At 71.9% G+C, this 16,970-nt stretch carries 18 protein-coding genes; 7 read left to right on the top strand and 11 right to left on the bottom strand.

Going from position 1 to position 16,970, the window contains the following annotated elements:
• Nucleotides 1–621: site-specific DNA-methyltransferase (locus JWN97_RS16580; RefSeq protein WP_297625092.1), on the bottom strand; the 621-nt coding region annotated here is incomplete at its 3' end.
• 91 nt (nt 622–712) lie between these two features.
• Here JWN97_RS16580 and JWN97_RS16575 point away from each other — a divergent pair.
• Entirely contained in the window at nt 713–2,152 is a 1,440-nt protein-coding gene (locus tag JWN97_RS16575; RefSeq protein WP_297625089.1) for a phosphodiester glycosidase family protein, read from the top strand.
• A gap of 25 nt (nt 2,153–2,177) precedes the next feature.
• On the opposite strand, the gene JWN97_RS16570 is transcribed toward JWN97_RS16575, so the two are convergent.
• Complete coding sequence (locus tag JWN97_RS16570) at nt 2,178–2,756, bottom strand: hypothetical protein (RefSeq protein ID WP_297625086.1); 579 nt, start codon at nt 2,754–2,756, stop codon at nt 2,178–2,180.
• Between the two features lie 115 nt (nt 2,757–2,871).
• On the opposite strand from JWN97_RS16570, the gene JWN97_RS16565 reads away from it, so the two are divergent.
• Nucleotides 2,872–3,912 (top strand): (p)ppGpp synthetase, encoded by a 1,041-nt coding sequence (locus JWN97_RS16565; RefSeq protein WP_297625083.1) that lies wholly within the window; start codon nt 2,872–2,874, stop codon nt 3,910–3,912.
• 35 nt (nt 3,913–3,947) lie between these two features.
• Nucleotides 3,948–5,153 carry an ionic transporter y4hA gene (locus tag JWN97_RS16560; RefSeq protein ID WP_297625080.1) on the top strand — a complete coding sequence of 402 codons (1,206 nt, stop codon included), beginning with the start codon at nt 3,948–3,950 and terminating at the stop codon, nt 5,151–5,153.
• A gap of 111 nt (nt 5,154–5,264) precedes the next feature.
• On the opposite strand, the gene JWN97_RS16555 is transcribed toward JWN97_RS16560, so the two are convergent.
• Genes JWN97_RS16555 through JWN97_RS16535 form a run of 5 tightly spaced genes read right to left on the bottom strand, consistent with a single transcriptional unit; the run spans nt 5,265 to nt 10,770 of the window.
• The gene (locus JWN97_RS16555) at nt 5,265–6,080 is read right to left on the bottom strand and encodes an ABC transporter substrate-binding protein (RefSeq protein WP_297625078.1); all 816 of its coding nucleotides are present in this window, start codon (nt 6,078–6,080) and stop codon (nt 5,265–5,267) included.
• Between the two features lie 3 nt (nt 6,081–6,083).
• Entirely contained in the window at nt 6,084–6,680 is a 597-nt protein-coding gene (locus JWN97_RS16550) for an ATP/GTP-binding protein (protein ID WP_297625076.1), read from the bottom strand.
• On the bottom strand, nt 6,661–7,029 hold the full coding sequence (locus JWN97_RS16545) for a DUF742 domain-containing protein (RefSeq protein ID WP_297625074.1): 369 nt from the start codon (nt 7,027–7,029) through the stop codon (nt 6,661–6,663). The genes JWN97_RS16550 and JWN97_RS16545 overlap by 20 nt, the downstream gene beginning before the upstream one ends.
• 13 nt (nt 7,030–7,042) lie before the next feature.
• Nucleotides 7,043–7,477, bottom strand: a complete 435-nt coding sequence (locus JWN97_RS16540) for a roadblock/LC7 domain-containing protein (protein WP_172266397.1) — start codon at nt 7,475–7,477, stop codon at nt 7,043–7,045.
• Nucleotides 7,474–10,770 carry an ATP-binding protein gene (locus JWN97_RS16535; RefSeq protein ID WP_297625065.1) on the bottom strand — a complete coding sequence of 1,099 codons (3,297 nt, stop codon included), beginning with the start codon at nt 10,768–10,770 and terminating at the stop codon, nt 7,474–7,476. The genes JWN97_RS16540 and JWN97_RS16535 overlap by 4 nt, the downstream gene beginning before the upstream one ends.
• A 304-nt stretch (nt 10,771–11,074) precedes the next feature.
• Here JWN97_RS16535 and JWN97_RS16530 point away from each other — a divergent pair, with 304 nt between their 5' ends.
• The 3 genes from JWN97_RS16530 to JWN97_RS16520 all read left to right on the top strand — a co-directional run bounded on the left by JWN97_RS16530 (nt 11,075) and on the right by JWN97_RS16520 (nt 13,664).
• Nucleotides 11,075–12,244, top strand: coding sequence for an endonuclease (locus tag JWN97_RS16530; protein WP_297625062.1), 1,170 nt, complete (start codon nt 11,075–11,077; stop codon nt 12,242–12,244).
• A gap of 89 nt (nt 12,245–12,333) precedes the next feature.
• The gene (locus JWN97_RS16525) at nt 12,334–13,269 is read left to right on the top strand and encodes an acyl-ACP desaturase (protein WP_297625059.1); all 936 of its coding nucleotides are present in this window, start codon (nt 12,334–12,336) and stop codon (nt 13,267–13,269) included.
• On the top strand, nt 13,266–13,664 hold the full coding sequence (locus JWN97_RS16520; protein WP_297625056.1) for a DUF2237 domain-containing protein: 399 nt from the start codon (nt 13,266–13,268) through the stop codon (nt 13,662–13,664). Before JWN97_RS16525 ends, JWN97_RS16520 begins: the two co-directional genes overlap by 4 nt.
• Before the next feature lie 21 nt (nt 13,665–13,685).
• Here JWN97_RS16520 and JWN97_RS16515 read toward each other — a convergent pair whose 3' ends face one another.
• From JWN97_RS16515 to JWN97_RS16505, 3 genes are read right to left on the bottom strand one after another with little or no spacing between them, the layout of a single operon-like run.
• The gene (locus JWN97_RS16515) at nt 13,686–13,880 is read right to left on the bottom strand and encodes a hypothetical protein (protein WP_297625053.1); all 195 of its coding nucleotides are present in this window, start codon (nt 13,878–13,880) and stop codon (nt 13,686–13,688) included.
• A 22-nt stretch (nt 13,881–13,902) separates the two neighbouring features.
• Nucleotides 13,903–14,115 carry a DUF2945 domain-containing protein gene (locus tag JWN97_RS16510; protein WP_297625050.1) on the bottom strand — a complete coding sequence of 71 codons (213 nt, stop codon included), beginning with the start codon at nt 14,113–14,115 and terminating at the stop codon, nt 13,903–13,905.
• 41 nt (nt 14,116–14,156) lie between these two features.
• On the bottom strand, nt 14,157–14,729 hold the full coding sequence (locus JWN97_RS16505) for an XRE family transcriptional regulator (RefSeq protein ID WP_297625047.1): 573 nt from the start codon (nt 14,727–14,729) through the stop codon (nt 14,157–14,159).
• Nucleotides 14,730–14,821: 92 nt separating this feature from the next.
• On the opposite strand from JWN97_RS16505, the gene JWN97_RS16500 reads away from it, so the two are divergent.
• Entirely contained in the window at nt 14,822–16,390 is a 1,569-nt protein-coding gene (locus tag JWN97_RS16500; RefSeq protein WP_297625043.1) for an FAD-dependent oxidoreductase, read from the top strand.
• Between the two features lie 84 nt (nt 16,391–16,474).
• On the opposite strand, the gene JWN97_RS16495 is transcribed toward JWN97_RS16500, so the two are convergent.
• Entirely contained in the window at nt 16,475–16,723 is a 249-nt protein-coding gene (locus JWN97_RS16495) for a hypothetical protein (RefSeq protein ID WP_297625040.1), read from the bottom strand.
• Nucleotides 16,724–16,970 lie beyond the last annotated feature (247 nt).

Below are 16,970 nucleotides of genomic sequence, written 5' to 3'. Positions count from 1 at the left end.
CACCGGGTCCCCGTGGAGCGCGAAGTGCAGCGTGGGCGAGGTGATCGGGTTGAACTTCTTGTTGGTGTTGCGCTGCGGGAGGTAGCGGAAGCGGCGGCCGTCGGCGGTGCTGAGCGGGAAGTCGGCCTCGTCCACCGACTGGGTCGAGCTGCCGTCGACCGCGCAGGAGGGCAGGTCGCGCGCGTACGCCAGGACGTACTCGTGGCTGGTCGCGAAGCCGCGGCCGAGCTGGCGACCCTTGGGGTTGAGGTTGACGACGATCTGCGCGAGGAAGTTGGACTCGCCGAACACCTGGTCCATCAGCAGCCGCAGGTGCGCGGCCTCGTTGTCGTCGATGCTGACGAAGACCGCTCCGTGCGGGGCGAGCACCTCGCGGACGGCCTCGAGGCGGGGCCGCATCATCGCCGTCCACGCGGCGTGGCGGCCGGCGTACGGATCGGCGTGGGAGCCGTCGCGGAACCGGTCGGCGTAGGCGAAGTCGTTGCCGGTGTTGTAGGGCGGGTCGGTGTAGACCACGTCCACGGATCCCGGCGCGATCCGGGGCAGCACGTCGAGGTTGTCGCCGGCGTGGAAGGTGTTCCACGCGGGTCCCGGTGAGGGGATCTGCTGCTCGGCGGGCACGTCGGCAGCCTAGGGCGTGTCCCGGGTCGCCGCGCGCGCCGCCGATCCCAATTTTCCCACCAGTCCCACGACGTCCTTTACTCTGGTCGGCGTGTCCGTCTTCACGCGCCGCCCCGTCCTCGCCCAGCTGACGCGCTCGCGCGCGCTCACCATCGCCACCGCGGGCGTGCTCGTCGCCGGTCTGGGCATCGGCCCCTCGGTCGCCGACGACGGCAACGGCGCGGCGAGCACCACGAGCCGCGACGGGTTCGGCCAGGGCTCGGGCTCGGGCTCGGGCTACCGGGGTCGCAACCAGACCTCCGACGGCAGGCCCGGCACCGTGGTCGGCCCGCCGGTCAACCTCCGCGGTCGCGCGGTGCAGGTCAAGAACGACGTCAGCTATGAGATCGCGCCGGGCGTCACGCTGCGCGAGTGGGACCAGGTCGACGGCCGCCAGCCCGTCGGCCAGGTCCGGATGAACCTGGTCACGGTGAGCCTCGACGCCCCCGACATCTCCTTCGAGGAGCTGTCCCCCACCTACGTCACCAGCCGCAAGAAGGTCAGCCAGTTCGGCGGCTGGAACGGCGCGCTCGCCGCGGTCAACGGAGACTTCTTCGACATCGGCGAGACCGACTCCCCCCTGGGCGTCACGATCAACCGCGCGCGCGGGATCCTCGGCGGCTCGCGCGACGGGTGGATCCCGGGCGTCAACTCCACGCTGTGGTTCGACGGCTCCGGTCCGCACATCAGCCCGCTGAGCCTGCAGTACACGATCCGGCAGCGGAAGGCGTGGACGGTCAGCGGCATCAACCACCCGGAGATCCCGGCCGGCCAGATCGGCGTCTTCACCTCCGACTGGCACCGCACCGAGGGCTACAAGGTCACCTCGGGCAAGAAGCGGGCGCGCGAGGTCGTGCTGCGCAAGAACCGCGTCATCTCCAACCGCCCCACGCTCTCCAACGGCAAGAAGATCGGCAAGTTGGACCGCGTCCTGATCGGCACCGGCACCGCCGCCGGCAAGCTCAAGACGCTGAAGAAGGGCAAGAAGATCACCCTGGCCAAGCGGATCGAGGGCGGCAGGCCGACGGTCGCGATCAGCGGCGACCGGCCGCTGCTCGTCAACGGGATCCGCACCGTCATCAACAACACCATCGCGCACCCGCGTACGGCGGTCGGCATCGACGCCGACGGACGCAAGCTGCTGATCCTGGTCGTCGACGGTCGCTCGGCCTACAGCCGCGGCTACACGATGGTCGAGCTCGCCGACATCATGACGGCGCTCGGCGCGGAGAACGCGATCAACTTCGACGGCGGCGGCTCGTCGGCGATGTACACCCGCACCGCGACCGGCGCGATGGGGATCGTCAACGAGCCCTCCGACGGCAACGAGCGGCTGGTCGCCAACTCCTTCGGTGTCGTCTACACCGGCGCGCTGCCGCCGGTGGTGCCGATCGTGCCGACGCCCACCCCGACGCCCACGCCCACGCCCACGACCGTGCCGCCCACGACCCCGCCGCCGACGACCCCGCCGCCGACGACGCCGGTCCCCTGAGCGCTACCCCGTCGAGGGGTCCGGCTCAGGCGTCAGGAACGGCGAAGAGGACGACGTACGTCATCGGGGCCAGGCACTGGATGTTGCTCTTGGGCAGCCGGGGGATGACCTCGAAGCCCGCCTCCCCGGCCTCGATCGCGACACGACTCGGCGCCTCGCACCCGATGGCGACGGTGGCGCCGTAGGGCGTCGACCCGGCTGCCTGCTGGGCGGTCGCGGCCGCGCTCACGGTGTCGACGAAGCTGCCCTCGAACTGCGCCGCGAAGTCGGCCACGGCCTGGTCGGTGTCGAGCGCGAACGCCATGGTCGAGGCGGAGCCACCGCCCTCGGTGGCGCTCACCATCGTGACCTCGGTGATCCCGGCCGAGCCGGTGGCCGGCAGGGTCCCCTGCGCCCCCGACCCCGACTCCGGGGTGGTCTCCGTGGGCTCCGACGACGGGGTCTCCGACGGGGTCTCCGAGGGGCTGGACGAGGCGGCGGGGTCGGTGGCGGTGTCGTCGGTGCCGTCGTCGCTGCAGGACGTGAGGCCGGCAGCGAGGACCAGTCCGGCGACGACTGCGGCGGCGGCGGATCGGCTGCCCGAGCGGCGATGTGAGGAGTTCATGGTGATTCGACGATAGCCAACCCGGGTCCGCTCCCCGGTCAGGCTCGTCCCCCGAGCGCGGCGTCCCGCGGACGCCGCGTCGACGCCGTCACCCACCGACTGGCAGGGTGGGCGCATGAGCGAGCAGGAGATCCCGGGCGACGCCGATGCGCAGCAGGCGCGGGACCGGGAGATCCAGGCCGAGCCGGTGCGGGAGGCCGTCCGCGCCTACGCCGCCCGCCAGCCCCAGCTCGCCTCGGCGACCCAGGCCTACGTCGCCCTCATCCAGGTGCTCCTCGACGACGCCGGCATCGACTACCTCAGCGTCACCGGGCGCACCAAGAGCGTCGCGTCCTTCGCTGCAAAGGCCAACCGGACCGAGGGCGGCCAGCCGCTCTACCCCGACCCGCTGGAGCAGATCACCGACCAGATCGGCGTACGCGTCATCACCTATGTCCACAGCGACGTCGCGGCCGTCGCGGAGGTCCTCGACGACGAGCTGGCCATGCTCGACGACCGCGACCTCGGCGAGGAGACCGCCCGGTCGGGACGCTTCGGCTACGCCAGCCGCCACCTGCTGGTCGAGACCGTGCCCGGTGCCGAGCTCCCCGTGCTGGAGGGGCACCGGGCCAGCGTCCAGGTGCGGACGGTGCTGCAGCACGCGTGGGCGGAGTTCGAGCACGACATCCGCTACAAGGGCAACGTCCCCGAGGACGCGGCTGCCGACCTCGACCGCCGCTTCACCCTCGCGGCCGGGCTGATCGAGCTCGCCGACCGGGAGTTCGCCACGATCCGCGAGCGGATCCAGGCGGCCGCCCCCGGCAGCCCGACCGAGCTCGGGGCCGACCACATCGCCGGCCAGGACCTCGCCACCTTCCTCGCCGGCCACTACAGCGATGCCGGCTGGTCGCACACCGACCACTACGACTGGATCGCCGACCTGCTCGCCCAGCTCGGCATCGACACCATCGACGACCTTGCCGACCTGCTCACCTCGGTGGACGCCGACGCGGTGATCCGGCGGATGGGCTACCGCTACCCCGCGGGCGCCGTACGCCGTCTCGACGACGCGCTGCTGGCCATCTTCGGCGAGCAGTACGTCACCCTCGCCGGCAACAGTCACCGGGTCCCGCTGCTGCGGGCGCGGCTGGAGAAGCTCTCGACGCCCGAGAGCTGAGAAGGACGCTCGGGGTGGCCCCCTAGGGTGGCACCATGAGCCGCCCTTCATGGACGACCGTTGCCCCCATCCTCGCCATCGTGGCGTTGGTGCCCGCATGGTTCGCCCATCCCGAGGGGCTCGTGCTGGGCGTGCTCGCGCTGCTGCTGGTGGCGGCCGTGCTCGCCGCGGTGCACCACGCGGAGGTCGTCGCGCACCGGGTCGGCGAGCCCTACGGCTCCCTGGTGCTCGCGGTCGCCGTGACGATCATCGAGGTCGGCCTGATCGTCACCTTGATGGTCACCACCGACAAGGACACCTCGGGCCTGGCGCGCGACACCGTCTTCGCCGCGGTGATGATCACCGTCAACGGCATCGTCGGCATCTCGCTGCTGGTCGGCGCGCTCAAGCACCACCTCGCGGTCTTCAACCCCGAGGGCACGGGGGCCGCCCTGGCCACCGTGATCGCCCTGGCCGTGCTGTGCCTGGTCGTCCCCTCCGTCACCACCTCCGAGCCCGGCCCGGAGTTCACCGGCGCCCAGCTCACCTTCGCGGCGATCGCCTCCCTGGCGCTCTACGGCATGTTCGTCTTCACCCAGACCATCCGGCACCGCGACTTCTTCCTCCCGGTCGCCGCCGGCCAGTACGTCCCCATGGTGGCCACCAAGGCCGAGGCGGCCGCCGCCGCGTCGGACCGGGCAGCCGACCGCGCGGCCGACCTCGTCGCCGACGAGGCGACGGGTGCCGAGGGGTTCGAGCACCAGCCCGTCGACCTCGACGAGGACGGCCACGCCGACCCGCCCACCGACCGCGCGACCTGGACCAGCCTCGGCCTGCTCGTGGTGTCCCTCGTCGCCGTGGTCGGGCTCGCGAAGATCGAGTCGCCGGCCATCGAGTCCGGCGTCGCGGCACTGGGCTTCCCGCAGGCCGTCGTCGGCGTGGTCATCGCGCTGGTGGTCCTCGCCCCCGAGTCCATCGCCGCGGTCCGCGCGGCCGCCCGCGAGCGAGTGCAGGTCAGCCTCAACCTCGCCCTCGGGTCGGCGATGGCCTCCATCGGCTTGACCATCCCGGCCCTCGCGGTCGCGAGCATCTGGCTCGACGGCCCGCTCGCGCTCGGGCTCAACCAGCTGCAGACCGTGCTGCTGCTCCTGACGGCCGCGGTCTCGATCCTCACCGTCGTCCCGGGGCGCGCCAAGCCCCTGCAGGGCGGCGTACACCTCGTGCTGCTCGCCGCGTTCCTGTTCCTGACCGTCGCGCCGTAGGGCGCTCCGGCGGCGCGACGCGCCCCGGACGCACGAGGGCGGTGCCCCAGCCACGTTCCACTGCTGCGGAAGGTGGCTGGAACACCGCCCAGGTCGGGTGATCGGTGCGGATCAGCCGAAGTACGTCGTGTAGATCTCCTGGTAGCTGCCGTCCTCGCGGAGGCCGGCCAGGGTGCTGTTGATCTGGCGCAGCAACGGGACGTTGCCGTCCTTCTTCACGGCCATGCCGTACTGCTCACCGGTGTCGAACTCCCGGGCCAGCTTGAGCTTGGGGTTGTCGCCGACGAACTGTCCCGACACGGTGTTGTCGAGCATCGCCGCGTCGACCTCGCCCGTGGTCAGCGCGGTCTGCAGGCCCGCGGCGTCGTCGTAGGCGACGACCTGGGTCGTCGCGGGCGCGAAGTCGCTCAGGTAGGTCTCGCCGGTGGTGTCCTTCTGCACGCCGACCCGCTTGCCGGCCAGCTCCTGGAGCTGGTCCAGGCCCGAGCCGCGCGGCGTGATGAGCGCCTGCTTGGCGTCGAAGTAGGGGCTGGAGAAGTCGAGCACGCGGGCGCGCTCACCGGTGATGGTCATCGCCGAGATCGCCACGTCGCAGACGTCGTTGTTGAGCGAGTCGCCCGAGGTGATGTCGTCGAAGGACACGTCGACCACGTCGAGGTCGGCCTTCAGCGCGTCGGCGACCTCGCGCACCAGGTCGATGTCGAAGCCGGTCGGCTTGCCGTCCTCCTCGTACTCGAACGGCGCGTAGGGGATGTCGGTGCACACGGTGAGGGCGCCCTTGAAGAGCAGCGACACCTCGGTGAGGGAGTCGGCCGACTCCCCGCTGGCCGTGCCACCGCAGGCACTCAGCGTGGCCATGAGGGCCACGGAGGACAGGGCGGCAGCTGCCGCGCGGGCAGGGCTGGGTCGACGAGCTGTGCGGGTCATGGGTCAGGTCGCATTCACGGTGAGCGACTCGCGAAGTCGCATGAGGGAGTATTCGGTGATCTTCACGAGCGCACCCTTGGCCTGCTCGCGGTCGCGGGCGTCGAGGCTGATGATCGGCACCTCGGCCGGCAGGGCCAGCGCGGCGGCGATCTCCTCGGCGGGGTAGCGCGGCACGCCGTCGAACTCGTTGACGGCGACGATGAAGGGGATGCCCTTGGACTCGAAGTAGTCCAGCGGCGAGAACGACTCGTCCAGCCGGGCCACGTCGACCAGCACGATGGCGCCGATGGCGCCCCGGCACAGGTCGTCCCACATGAACCAGAAGCGGCGCTGTCCCGGCGTACCGAAGAGGTAGAGGACGAGGTCCTCGGCCAGGGTCAGGCGGCCGAAGTCCATGGCCACGGTCGTGGTGGCCTTGGTGGGCACGGCGGCGAGGTCGTCGACGCCCTCGGACTCGTTGGTGACGAGTGCCTCGGTGCGCAGCGGGTCGATCTCGGAGACGGCGCCGACGAGCGTCGACTTGCCGACGCCGAAGCCGCCGGCTATGACGATCTTCGTCGACGCAGCCGCACGCTGTGCCTTAGTAGTTTCGAAGTCCACGGAGGGTCCTTTCGATGAGCTCGAGACGCTCATCTGTCGACGACTTGTCGGTGATGGTGGCCTGGATTCGCACCAGGCCCTGCTCGATCAGGTCACCCAGCAGCACCCGGGTGACACCGATGGGCATCTTGGTCAGTGCCGACACCTCGGCGACGGAACGCCTGTCGCAGACCTCGAGAACCTGCGCGGCAGATGGGCTGAGGACGGGCGCCTCCGCACCAGCCTGGAGGCGCAGCGTGGCCTCCATGGCCAGGTCGACGGTGCTTGCCGTTCGACCTGCGGTGATGGTGTAGGACCGGATGAGGCGAGGTCGGTAGACCTCGTCGTCCGGCTCGTGTGGCGGCGTCATGGCACGGGGCCGGTCAGCCGCCCGTACCGACGCGGGCCTGGGCCTCGACGGTACGTCCTACGCGGTCCACCAGCAGGGCCATCTCGTAGCCCACCTGGCCGATGTCGGCCTCCTCGGTGGTGAGCACGGTGAGGTTCGACCCGTCACCGACGCTCATCAACATCAAGAAGCCCATCTCCATCTCGACGATGGTCTGCATCACCGACCCGCCCTCGAAGAGGCGGGCGGCGCCGACCGCGAGGCTGGCGAGGCCGGAGGAGACGGCGGCGACCTGCTCGGCCCGCTCACCAGGGATGCTGGTGCTCGAGGCCATCAGGAGACCGTCGGCGGAGACGAGGATGGCGTGCGCGGCGTCGGGAACCTCTTCGACGAAGCGCGACATCACCCAGTCGAGGTCGCGGTCGTCACCAGCGGAGCTGGCGGCGGGGGCGGCGGATTCGTACGTCATGCGGGGCCTGCTTCCGTGTGCTGTGAGGAACTTTGGGCTGCTCGTCGGCCGCGGGAGACTCCCGCGGTGTGTGCCTGGAGCCGACGACGGATGGCCTCGGGGTCACGCGTCTTGGCTGCCGTGGGCGGGGTAACGCTACCCGGAACGAGGCGCTCGCCGGGGGCACGTCGCGGGAGTCCGGTGACGGTCGATTCGGCGACCGGAGCCTCCTCCGCGTGCTCGGCGATCTCCCATCCCCGGTCGATCTCGGTCTGGTGCCACTCGCCCTCACCTTCGTCGGCGAGCCATCCCGAGCGCATCGACTTGAAGATCGGCGAGTCTCCGCCGGCTCGCGCCGGCGCCGCTCCGTTGGACGAGAGGCCGGACGGCATCGCATCGGCCGCGACGGACGCGGCAGGGGCCGCGACCGCGGGCTCCTCTGCGGGCTCCTCGGTGCTCTCGTACGCCACCTCGGCAGCCGGCTCGACCTCGGGCTGGGGCTCCGGGGCGGGCTCCGGGGCGGGCTCCACCGCGACCGGCGCGGCCTCCTGCTGGCGGGACGGGACACCCAGGCCCAGCGGGTCGTCGACGTCGACCTCCACGTCGTGGGGCTCGTGCCGGGCAGCGGGCTGCTCGGGCTCGGGCTCGACGTTTGCCGACGGCGCGGGTGCCGGCTCAGGCTCGGGCTCGACCTCGGCGGTCGGCTCCGCCTCGACGGCGGGCTCCTCGCTGGTCGTGTCCTCGGCCCGGCCGTCGCTCTCGTCGAACGCGTCGGCGGGCAGCGGGTCGGACAGCGGGTCGTGCACCCGGACCGGCTCGTCGGCGACAGGCGCCTCGACGGCAGGCTCGGTCGGCGCCTCGGCCGACTCCTCGGCGACGCGGGCCTGCTCGGCCTGGGCACGCTGGCGGGAGGCCAGCGCGGTGATCGGGACGACCGAGGCGACCTTGCCGCTCGTGGACCGCTCGGTGGCCTCCGCGGCGGCGGGCTGCGTCGAGCCCGCGGCGTCCGCGCCCTCGGCGACGGGCCCCGTCGTGCGCTTGCCGAACAGTGGACCGGTCTCGCCGGAGGTCTCGGGCGGCAGGAAGGCGTCGGCACCCGTGCGGGGCATGTTGGCACCCGGCTCGCGGCGCGGCAGCAGGCTGTCCAGGGACGGCCGACCCGGCGTGCCCGGCTCGTGGACGTCGGTGGCGACGGGCGCCTTCGCCGGCGCCACCTCTGCGGGTGCGGCAGCAGCCGTGGCCCGGGCCTCGGCAGCCTTGACCTCCGCGGCCCTGACCTCCGCGGCCCTGACCTCTGCGGCCTGGGCGCGCTCCGCGCTCCGGGCCTCGGTCTCGGCAGCCTTCTCCGCTGCCTTGGCCTGGGCCTTCTCGGCACGCGAGCGGATGCGGGCCTCCCGCTTGGACTCGACCGGCGCGACGACCGTGGCCGTCTCGACACTGCGCGACTCGACGGTCTCGACCGTGGTGGCGGCCGATCCGGCAGCCGGAGCTGCCTGCGGCAGATCGGGCAGCACCGACGGAGGCAGCAGAACGGTGGCCGTCATGCCGCCACCGGGGTTGCGCGCCAGCTGGGTGTCGATGCCGTGGCGCTCGGCGAGGCGCGAGACCACGAACAGGCCCATGCGGCGGGCGGTGTCGGGCGTCGCCTCGGCGCCGTGGGCGAGGTCCTTGTTGAGCTGCTCGAGCTCGGCGGGCGGCACGCCCAGGCCCGAGTCGGTGACGGTGATCGTCACACCGTCGGCGCCCAGCTTGGCGGCCAGGCGGACGGGCTCGGCGGGCGGTGAGTAGGTCAGCGCGTTGTCGACCAGCTCGGTGAGCAGGTGGACGACGTCGGCCGCGGCCTCGTCACCGACGCGGGTGCCGAGGTGCGACAGGATCTGCACGCGCTGGTAGTCCTGCACGGCCGAGGTGGCGGCCTGGAGGGCCTCGCCGACAGTGAGGCTGAACTGGCCGGCGGCGCGGTTGGGTGCGTCGGCCAGGATCAGCAGCGAGTCGGCCGTACGACGCATGCGCGAGGCCAGGTGGTCGAGGCGGAACAGCGACTCGAGCCGCTTGGGGTCTTCCTCGTCGTGCTCGAGGCGCTCGATCTGGGCCAGCTGCTGGTTGACCAGCGAGGTGGACCGGCGCGACAGCGTCACGAACATCGCGTTGACGGTCTGGCGGAGCTGGGCCTCGCCGGAGGCGAGGTGGATGGCCTGGCGGTGGAGGTCGTCGACCGCGCGGGCGACCTGGCCGATCTCCTCGTTGGTGGTGACGTCGATCGTCTTGATCGGCTCCGGCTCCTGGCCGGCGCGGATCCGGGCGACCGCGTCGGGCAGGCGGTGGCGAGCCACCGCGAGAGCACCCTCACGCACCCGGCCGATCGGCTCGAGCAGGCTGCGGGCGATGAGGATCGCGATCCCGATCGCGGCAGCAAGGGCGAGCAGGGTGAGCAGCGCTCCGACGAGGGCGTTGCGCTGGGCGTCGGACGCGGCCTCGTCGAGCGAGTCGGTCACACCGCCGATGAGCGTCGAGGTGATCTCGTCGTAGGGGGTGTAGGCGTCGCGGCCGTCGAGGTTGGTGGCCGAGTTGTCGCGGATCTGACCGGCGTGGCGCGTGTTCTGCGTGCGCAGCGCGGCCGTCTGGTCCTCGGCACCCTCGACCGAGCCGGCGAGACGGTCGATGGCCGCCGCTTCCACGCCGATCTCCGAGAAGAGCTCCTGCGAGCCGGACTGCGCCAGCGCAGTGGCGACGAAGCCCTGCTGGAGGGCGAGCGAGAGGCGCCCGCTCATGGTCTGCGAGAGCTGCTCGAGCCGCGGCTCGGGCGTCTTCTGCGCGGCGTTCACGCTGGTGATCAGCTGCGACACGCTCGACTCGAGCTGGCGGACCAGGGCGATCCAGGTGGCCGGACCGAGGTCCTCGGCACCCTCGGCGCGCATGGCCTGGCTGAGGTCGAGGAGCGCGTCGACGTGGGCGGCCTGGAGGTCGTTGAGGTCCGCGTCGTCGCGGGCCTGCACCAGGGTCTCGGCGTCGGTGATGATGTCGTCGATCGCGTCGATCAGGTCGCCCTGGCTGGCGGCGCTGTCGGACTGCGCGGCGACCATGGCGGACTCGGACGCGGTCAGGTAATCGACGGCGGGCTGGATGATGGTGACCTGCGTGGCGCTGCTGGCCGCCTGGCGCGAGTCGGCGAGGTCGCCCTGCACGCGCAGACCACCCAGGGTGGCCGCGAGCAGGAGGGGGATCGCCAGCGCCAGCGCCATCTTGCGGCGCAGCGGCCAACCGGCGACCGAGAGACCCGAGCCCTTCCGGGGCTGGCCTGCATCCTGAGTCATGTGTGCCTCGCGATTTGGTGAGCGACTTCGACGAAGAAACGTGCTTCGGGTGGGCCGAAGCAGACTCAACCTAAAGAGTCCGCCGACATTCCGTGGCGTTTTCGCAGAACTGGGTGGGGCGGGGTGTATGGAGCGCTGGAACCCGCTCCCTGAGCGTGCGGAGTGTCCCACCAGCACCTCGGCCCCCACCGCGTTCGTTGCCGAAGCGTGACGGAGCAGCAGGCGGGGCCTGCGGCAGCTCGTCCCTCTCCGTTCACCCGCCAGCCCTTCCGGCGCAGGCGAATGTGCGGCATCCTCACCGTCCATGACCCTTCATCTCGGGAAGGGCAGGTCGCTCGCGTCCGCCCTTGTCACCCTTGTCGTCCTCTGCCTGTCCGTCCTCGTGCTGCCGGCCGTCACGGCCCCCGCCGACGCCGCCACGCCGCTCACCGTCAGCCAGGCCATCGGTCAGCAGACGGGTGCCACGCAGACCGTGCGCGGCTACGTCGTGGGGCAACCGACGGCGACCAGCACCGTCATACGCTCCGGCTTCCCCAGCGACTACGCGCTCGCGATCGCCGACTCCGCGGCGCAGACCAGCACCTCGTCGATGCTCTACGTCCAGATCCCGGCGGCCAGCCGGTCGCAGTGGGGCCTGAAGTCCAACCCGTCGCTGATGGGCAAGCAGATCGACGTCACCGGCACGCTGGCGGCGTACTTCTCCCACCCCGGCATGACCAACACCTCCGCGTTCGCGCTGTCGAGCGGCGGTCCCAGCGACCCGCCACCGACGGGAGGCACGGGGCCGTGGGACACGACCTACTACGCCCCGGCGATGGGCAAGACCGGCACGGCCCTGCGCACCTCGCTCCACGACATCATCGACAACAACACCACGCTGTCCTACGACGCCGTCTGGACGGCGCTGAAGGACACCGACCAGGACCCCAACAACACCTCCAACGTCATCGAGCTCTACACCGGTCGCTCCATCGCCAAGACCAACAACGGCGGCGGCACGGGCCAGTGGAACCGTGAGCACGTCTTCGCCCAGTCGCGCGGCGGCTTCACGACCAGCGCCGGGCCCGGCACCGACCTGCACCACCTGCGCGCCGAGGACGTGAGCGTCAACGGCACCCGGGGCAACAAGGACTTCGACAACGGCGGCTCCGCGGTCTCCGGCTGCTCGGACTGCTGGACCGACTCCGACTCCTTCGAGCCGCGCGACGCGGTCAAGGGCGACGTGGCGCGGATGCTCTTCTACATGGCGGTGCGCTACGAGGGCGACGACGGCTTCGGCAACCTCGAGCTGAGCACCGTCTCCGGCAGCGCGGTGCCGCGCATCGGCGACCTCGACATCCTGCTGCAGTGGAGCGGCGGGGACCCGGTGGACGCCTTCGAGATGCGCCGCAACGACCGCATCCACGCGCAGTGGCAGGGCAACCGCAACCCGTTCATCGACCACCCCGAGTGGGCCGCGGCGATCTGGAACTGAGCGGGCCCTCTGGTCACACCGTCCTCGTGGGTGTAGGCAGGGTGCCGAGGACACCGCGCCCTCGCCCTGCACCTCGAGGAGATGGATCCATGGCCGCTCTCGACACCGCCCAGCTCCTCGCCGAGCTCGAACCCATCGTCGAGGACAACCTCAACCGCCACCTGGCCACCGCCGACGAGTGGATGCCGCACGAGTACGTCCCGTGGAGCCTGGGTCGCGACTTCGCCGACCTCGGCGGCGACCCGTGGGAGGTGGCGCAGTCCCAGCTGTCGCCGATCGCGCGCACGGCCCTCGAGGTCAACCTGCTCACCGAGGACAACCTCCCGAGCTACCACCGCGAGATCGACCGCGCCTTCGGTCGCGAGAGCGCGTGGGGCACGTGGGTCAACCGCTGGACCGCCGAGGAGGGCCGGCACGCGTTCTGCATCCGCGACTACCTCCTCGTGACCCGCGGGGTCGACCCCGTCGAGCTCGAGCGGGCGCGGATGGAGACGATGGAGACCGGCTACGAGGCGCTCGACAAGTCGCTGCTCAACGTGTGCGCCTACGTCTCCTTCCAGGAGCTCGCCACCCGCATCTCGCACCGCAACACCGGGCGCTACACCGAGGAGCCGATCGCCGAGAAGCTCCTCAGCCGGGTCGCCAAGGACGAGAACCTGCACATGATCTTCTATCGCAACATCGTCACCGCGGCGCTGCAGCTCTCCCCCAGCCAGACGATGCGCGCGATCACCGAGGAGGTCGTCGACTTCCAGATGCCCGGCAGCGTCATCCCCGGCTTCTCCCGCAAGGCCGTGCAGATGGCCAAGGCCGGGATCTACGACCTGCGCATCCACCACGACGACATCGTCACCCCCCTCCTGCGGCAGTGGGGCGTCTGGGAGCTCGAGGGCCTGGACGAGGACGGCGAGCGGGCGCGCGAGGAGCTCGCGGCCGCGGTGTCGGCCCTCGACAGCGAGGCGACGCGCTTCGTCGAGCGGCGTGCCGAGGCCGAGGCCAAGAAGGCGGCTCGCCAGTCGTCGTGAGCGAACGCAACGTGCTCGGTGGCGAGCTGGAGTCGTGCGGCACCGACCCGCTCACCGGCTACCTCCGCGACGGCACCTGCACCGTCGGACCGCACGACGTCGGTCTGCACGCGGTGTGCGCGGTGATGACCGAGGAGTTCCTTGCCCACCAGCGATCCGTCGGCAACGACCTCTCCACGCCCCGCCCGGAGTGGAGCTTTCCCGGCCTGCTGCCGGGTGACCGCTGGTGCGTGGTCGCGGCGCGCTGGCTCCAGGCGTACGACGCCGGGGTGGCCGCGCCGGTCGTCCTGGCCGCGACCTCCGAGCGGGCCCTCGACGTCGTACCGCTCGAGGTGCTGGAGCTGGTCTCGGTCGACGTGCCCCCGGACCTCAGCACGCTGGGACCGTGGGCCTGAGCGTGCTCCTGACCGGGAGGGTCACGGCGCCCGGTTGCCCCGGGCGTCCTCCTGCGCGACGAGTCCGTCGAGGTCCGTGAGCCGGTCGAGCCCCTGCACCGCACGGAGGCGCCGCCGCCTGAAGACGCCGAGCGACTCGACCAACAGCAGCGGCCCGCGGTGGTCCTCGACGAAGTGCGGCCCGAGCTGGTCGCCGAAGAGCCAGCGGGTGGTCATGCGCCCAGCCTAGGCGCGGCGCTCAGGCCTTCTCGACCTCGCTCCGCAGCTTGAGGACGGTGGTGCCGTCCTCCTGCTCGATGACGTACGCCGGGTCGTCGTCGCTGCCGTGGCGGGTGACCTCGTTTCCCTTGGTGGTGCGGGTGACGTCGCCGTGGTGGACCTCCACCACCGTGCCCTCGGCCCACGACGAGCCCCACTTCCACTTCACTGCCGTGCCCGTGCGGATCGCCATGCGGCCACGGTGCCACCTCGTGTCGCGCGTCGGACCACGCTTCAGGAGCGGACGTGCATCCGCTCCCCCTGCGGCCCGAAGATCGCCAGCACCTCGGCCGGCGACGGGCCGGGGTTGCCGATCCAGTGCGGCGTGCGGGTGTCGAACTCGACGACCTCGCCCGGCTCGAGGGTCAGGTCGCGGGTGCCGAGCAGGAGGCGGATGCGACCGCTGAGGACGTAGAGCCACTCGTAGCCCTCGTGCGTCTGCAGCGTCGGCTGCGGATCCCGCTCGACCGGCATCACCATCTTGAAGGACTGCAGTCCTCCGGGCCGCTTGGTCAGCGAGATGAAGGTGCGGCCGTGGCGCACGACCGGCTTGGAGCGGATCCGCGGATCGCCGGTCTCGGGGGCGTCGACGAGCTCGTCGAGGGCCACCCGGTGCGCCCGGGCCAACGGCAGCAGCAGCTCGAGGGTCGGCTTGCGCTGCCCCGACTCCAGCCTCGACAGCGTGCTGACCGAGATGCCGGTCTCCTCCGCGAGGTCGGTCAGGGTGGCCTCGCGCTCGAGCCTCAGCTGCCGCAGCCGCGGCCCGACGCCGCGCAGCACCCCCGCGTCGTGGGTGGAGTCGCCCATGTGGATCAGTTTGCCATTATGGCAAGGATATTTGTCAATATCGTGAAGCCGCTGCATGCTCGTCGACATGACTGAGAACACGAGGCAGGGACATGGACGACCGCCAGGAACATGACGTCGTGGTCGTCGGCGGCGGCGCAGCCGGCCTGAGCGGGGCGCTGGCCCTGGGTCGGTCGCGGCGCTCCGTGCTGGTCGTCGACGCCGGCGAGCCCCGCAACGGACCCGCCGACCACGCCCACAACTACCTCGGCCGCGAGGGGATCTCCCCGCAGGAACTGCTCGAGATCGGCCGCGCCGAGGTGGCGGCGTACGGCGTCGAGGTGGTGCGCGACCGCGTGGTCGGCCTGTCCGGCGAGGCCGGCGGCTTCCTCGTGACGACGGCCGGCGGGCGTCGCTTCGGCGCGCGCCGGGTGCTGGCCACCGGCGGGGTCGTCGACGAGCTGCCCGACGTGCCGGGCCTCGCCGAACGCTGGGGCGTCGACGTGCTGCACTGCCCCTACTGCCACGGCTGGGAGGTGCGCGACCAGCCGATCGCCGTCCTGGGCAGCGGTCCGATGACCGCTCACCAGGGGCTGCTCTTCAGCCAGCTCTCCGACGACGTCGTGGTGGTCGTGCACGACGGGGTCGAGGTCGCGGACGAGGACGTCGAGAGGCTCGCCGCGATCGGCGTCCGGTTCGAGCGCGGCACGCCGCACGAGGTCGTCACCGACGGTGACGCCCTGGTCGGCCTGCGGCTGGCCGACGGCTCGGTGCTGGAGCGGAAGGCGATCGTGGTGGCCTCCGAGCCGCACGTACGCGCGGACTACCTCGCGCCCCTGGGCATCGAGCCGCAGCCCTTCGAGATGGGCGGCGCCGTGCTCGGCTCGGTGCTGGCCGTCGAGCCGACGGGCGCGACCGCGGTGCCCGGGATCTTCGCGGCGGGCAACGCGACGGACCTCTCCATGACCCTGATGGCCGCCGCGGCCCACGGCAACCGGGTCGGTGCGTGGATCAACGCCGAGCTCGCCGCCGAGGGTGCGGCGCGTGCGGTCGAGGAGCGTCGGGCCGAGATGTTCGAGCGGCCCGCGTGGGAGGACCGCTACTCCGGGGAGCAGGTCTGGAGCGGCCGGGTCAACCCGCAGCTCGAGGCCGAGGCCGCGACCCTCACGCCCGGCCGGGCGCTCGACATCGGCTGCGGCGAGGGCGGCGACACCGTCTGGCTGGCGTCCCAGGGCTGGGAGGTGACCGCCTTCGACTTCGCCGACGCTGCCCTCGCCCGTACGACGGCGCACGCCGCGGAGGCCGGGGTCGGCGAGCGGGTCGGGACCCGTCGCGTCGACGTCCGCACCTTCGACCCCGACGGCGAGACGTGGGACCTCGTGTCCTCGCAGTTCATGCACCTGCCCGACGGCCGGATGGTCGACCTCGTACGCCGACTCGCCTCCGCGGTCGCGCCGGGCGGCACGCTGCTCGTCGTGGGGCACCACCCCGACGACATGGCCACCGGGTTGCGGCACGGGCACCACTCGTTCCTCTTCACCGCCGACTCGCTGCTGCCGGCGCTCGACGAGGAGTGGGAGGTCGAGGTGTGCGAGGCGCGGCCCCGGACCGCGGTCCACCCGCCCACCGGCGAGGAGATCGCGATCAGCGACGCCGTGCTGCGGGCCCGCCGTCTCCGCTGACCGGCTCCCGCCGTACGCCCCGCCCTCCTGGCTCTTCGGTCCGGTGTGGTCGGTGCTCTCCGTTCGCTGCCGACCTCTGCACCGTCAGCCCGGCTCTCGACCGGTCGGCAGGTCGAGGCGCGCCAGCACGAGCGCCACGATCCGCTCCACGGGCAGCGCGGGGTCGACGTCCATCCCCTGCTCGCCGGGCTGCAACGGCTCGAGGGTGTCGAGCTGCGACTCCAGCAGGCTCGGCGGCATGAAGTGGTCGCGGGCGTTCATCCGCTCGAGGATCAGGTGCTTGTCCCCGGTGGCGTGCACGAAGAACGTGCCCTCGCCGCCGCGGCGCAGCACGTCGCGGTAGGTCCGGCGCAGGGCGCTGCAGGTGATGATCGTCGGCTCGCCCCGCTCGTCGCGCTCGGCCGTCCAGGGACCCCAGCCACCCCCACCGGTCGGCGTCCTTCAGCGGCGTCCCCTCGCGCATCTTGGCGACGTTCTCCGGCGGGTGGAAGTCGTCGCCCTCCGCCATCTCCCATCGCAGCCGCTCCTGGACGGCACGCGCGACCGTGGACTTCCCCGACCCGGAGATGCCCATGAAGAC

This window comes from Nocardioides sp., from assembly GCF_025965415.1.
In the GTDB taxonomy this organism is placed as follows: domain Bacteria; phylum Actinomycetota; class Actinomycetes; order Propionibacteriales; family Nocardioidaceae; genus Nocardioides.
The sequence above is the reverse complement of the archived record's forward strand: the minus strand, read 5'-3'. Positions and strand labels throughout refer to the sequence as shown.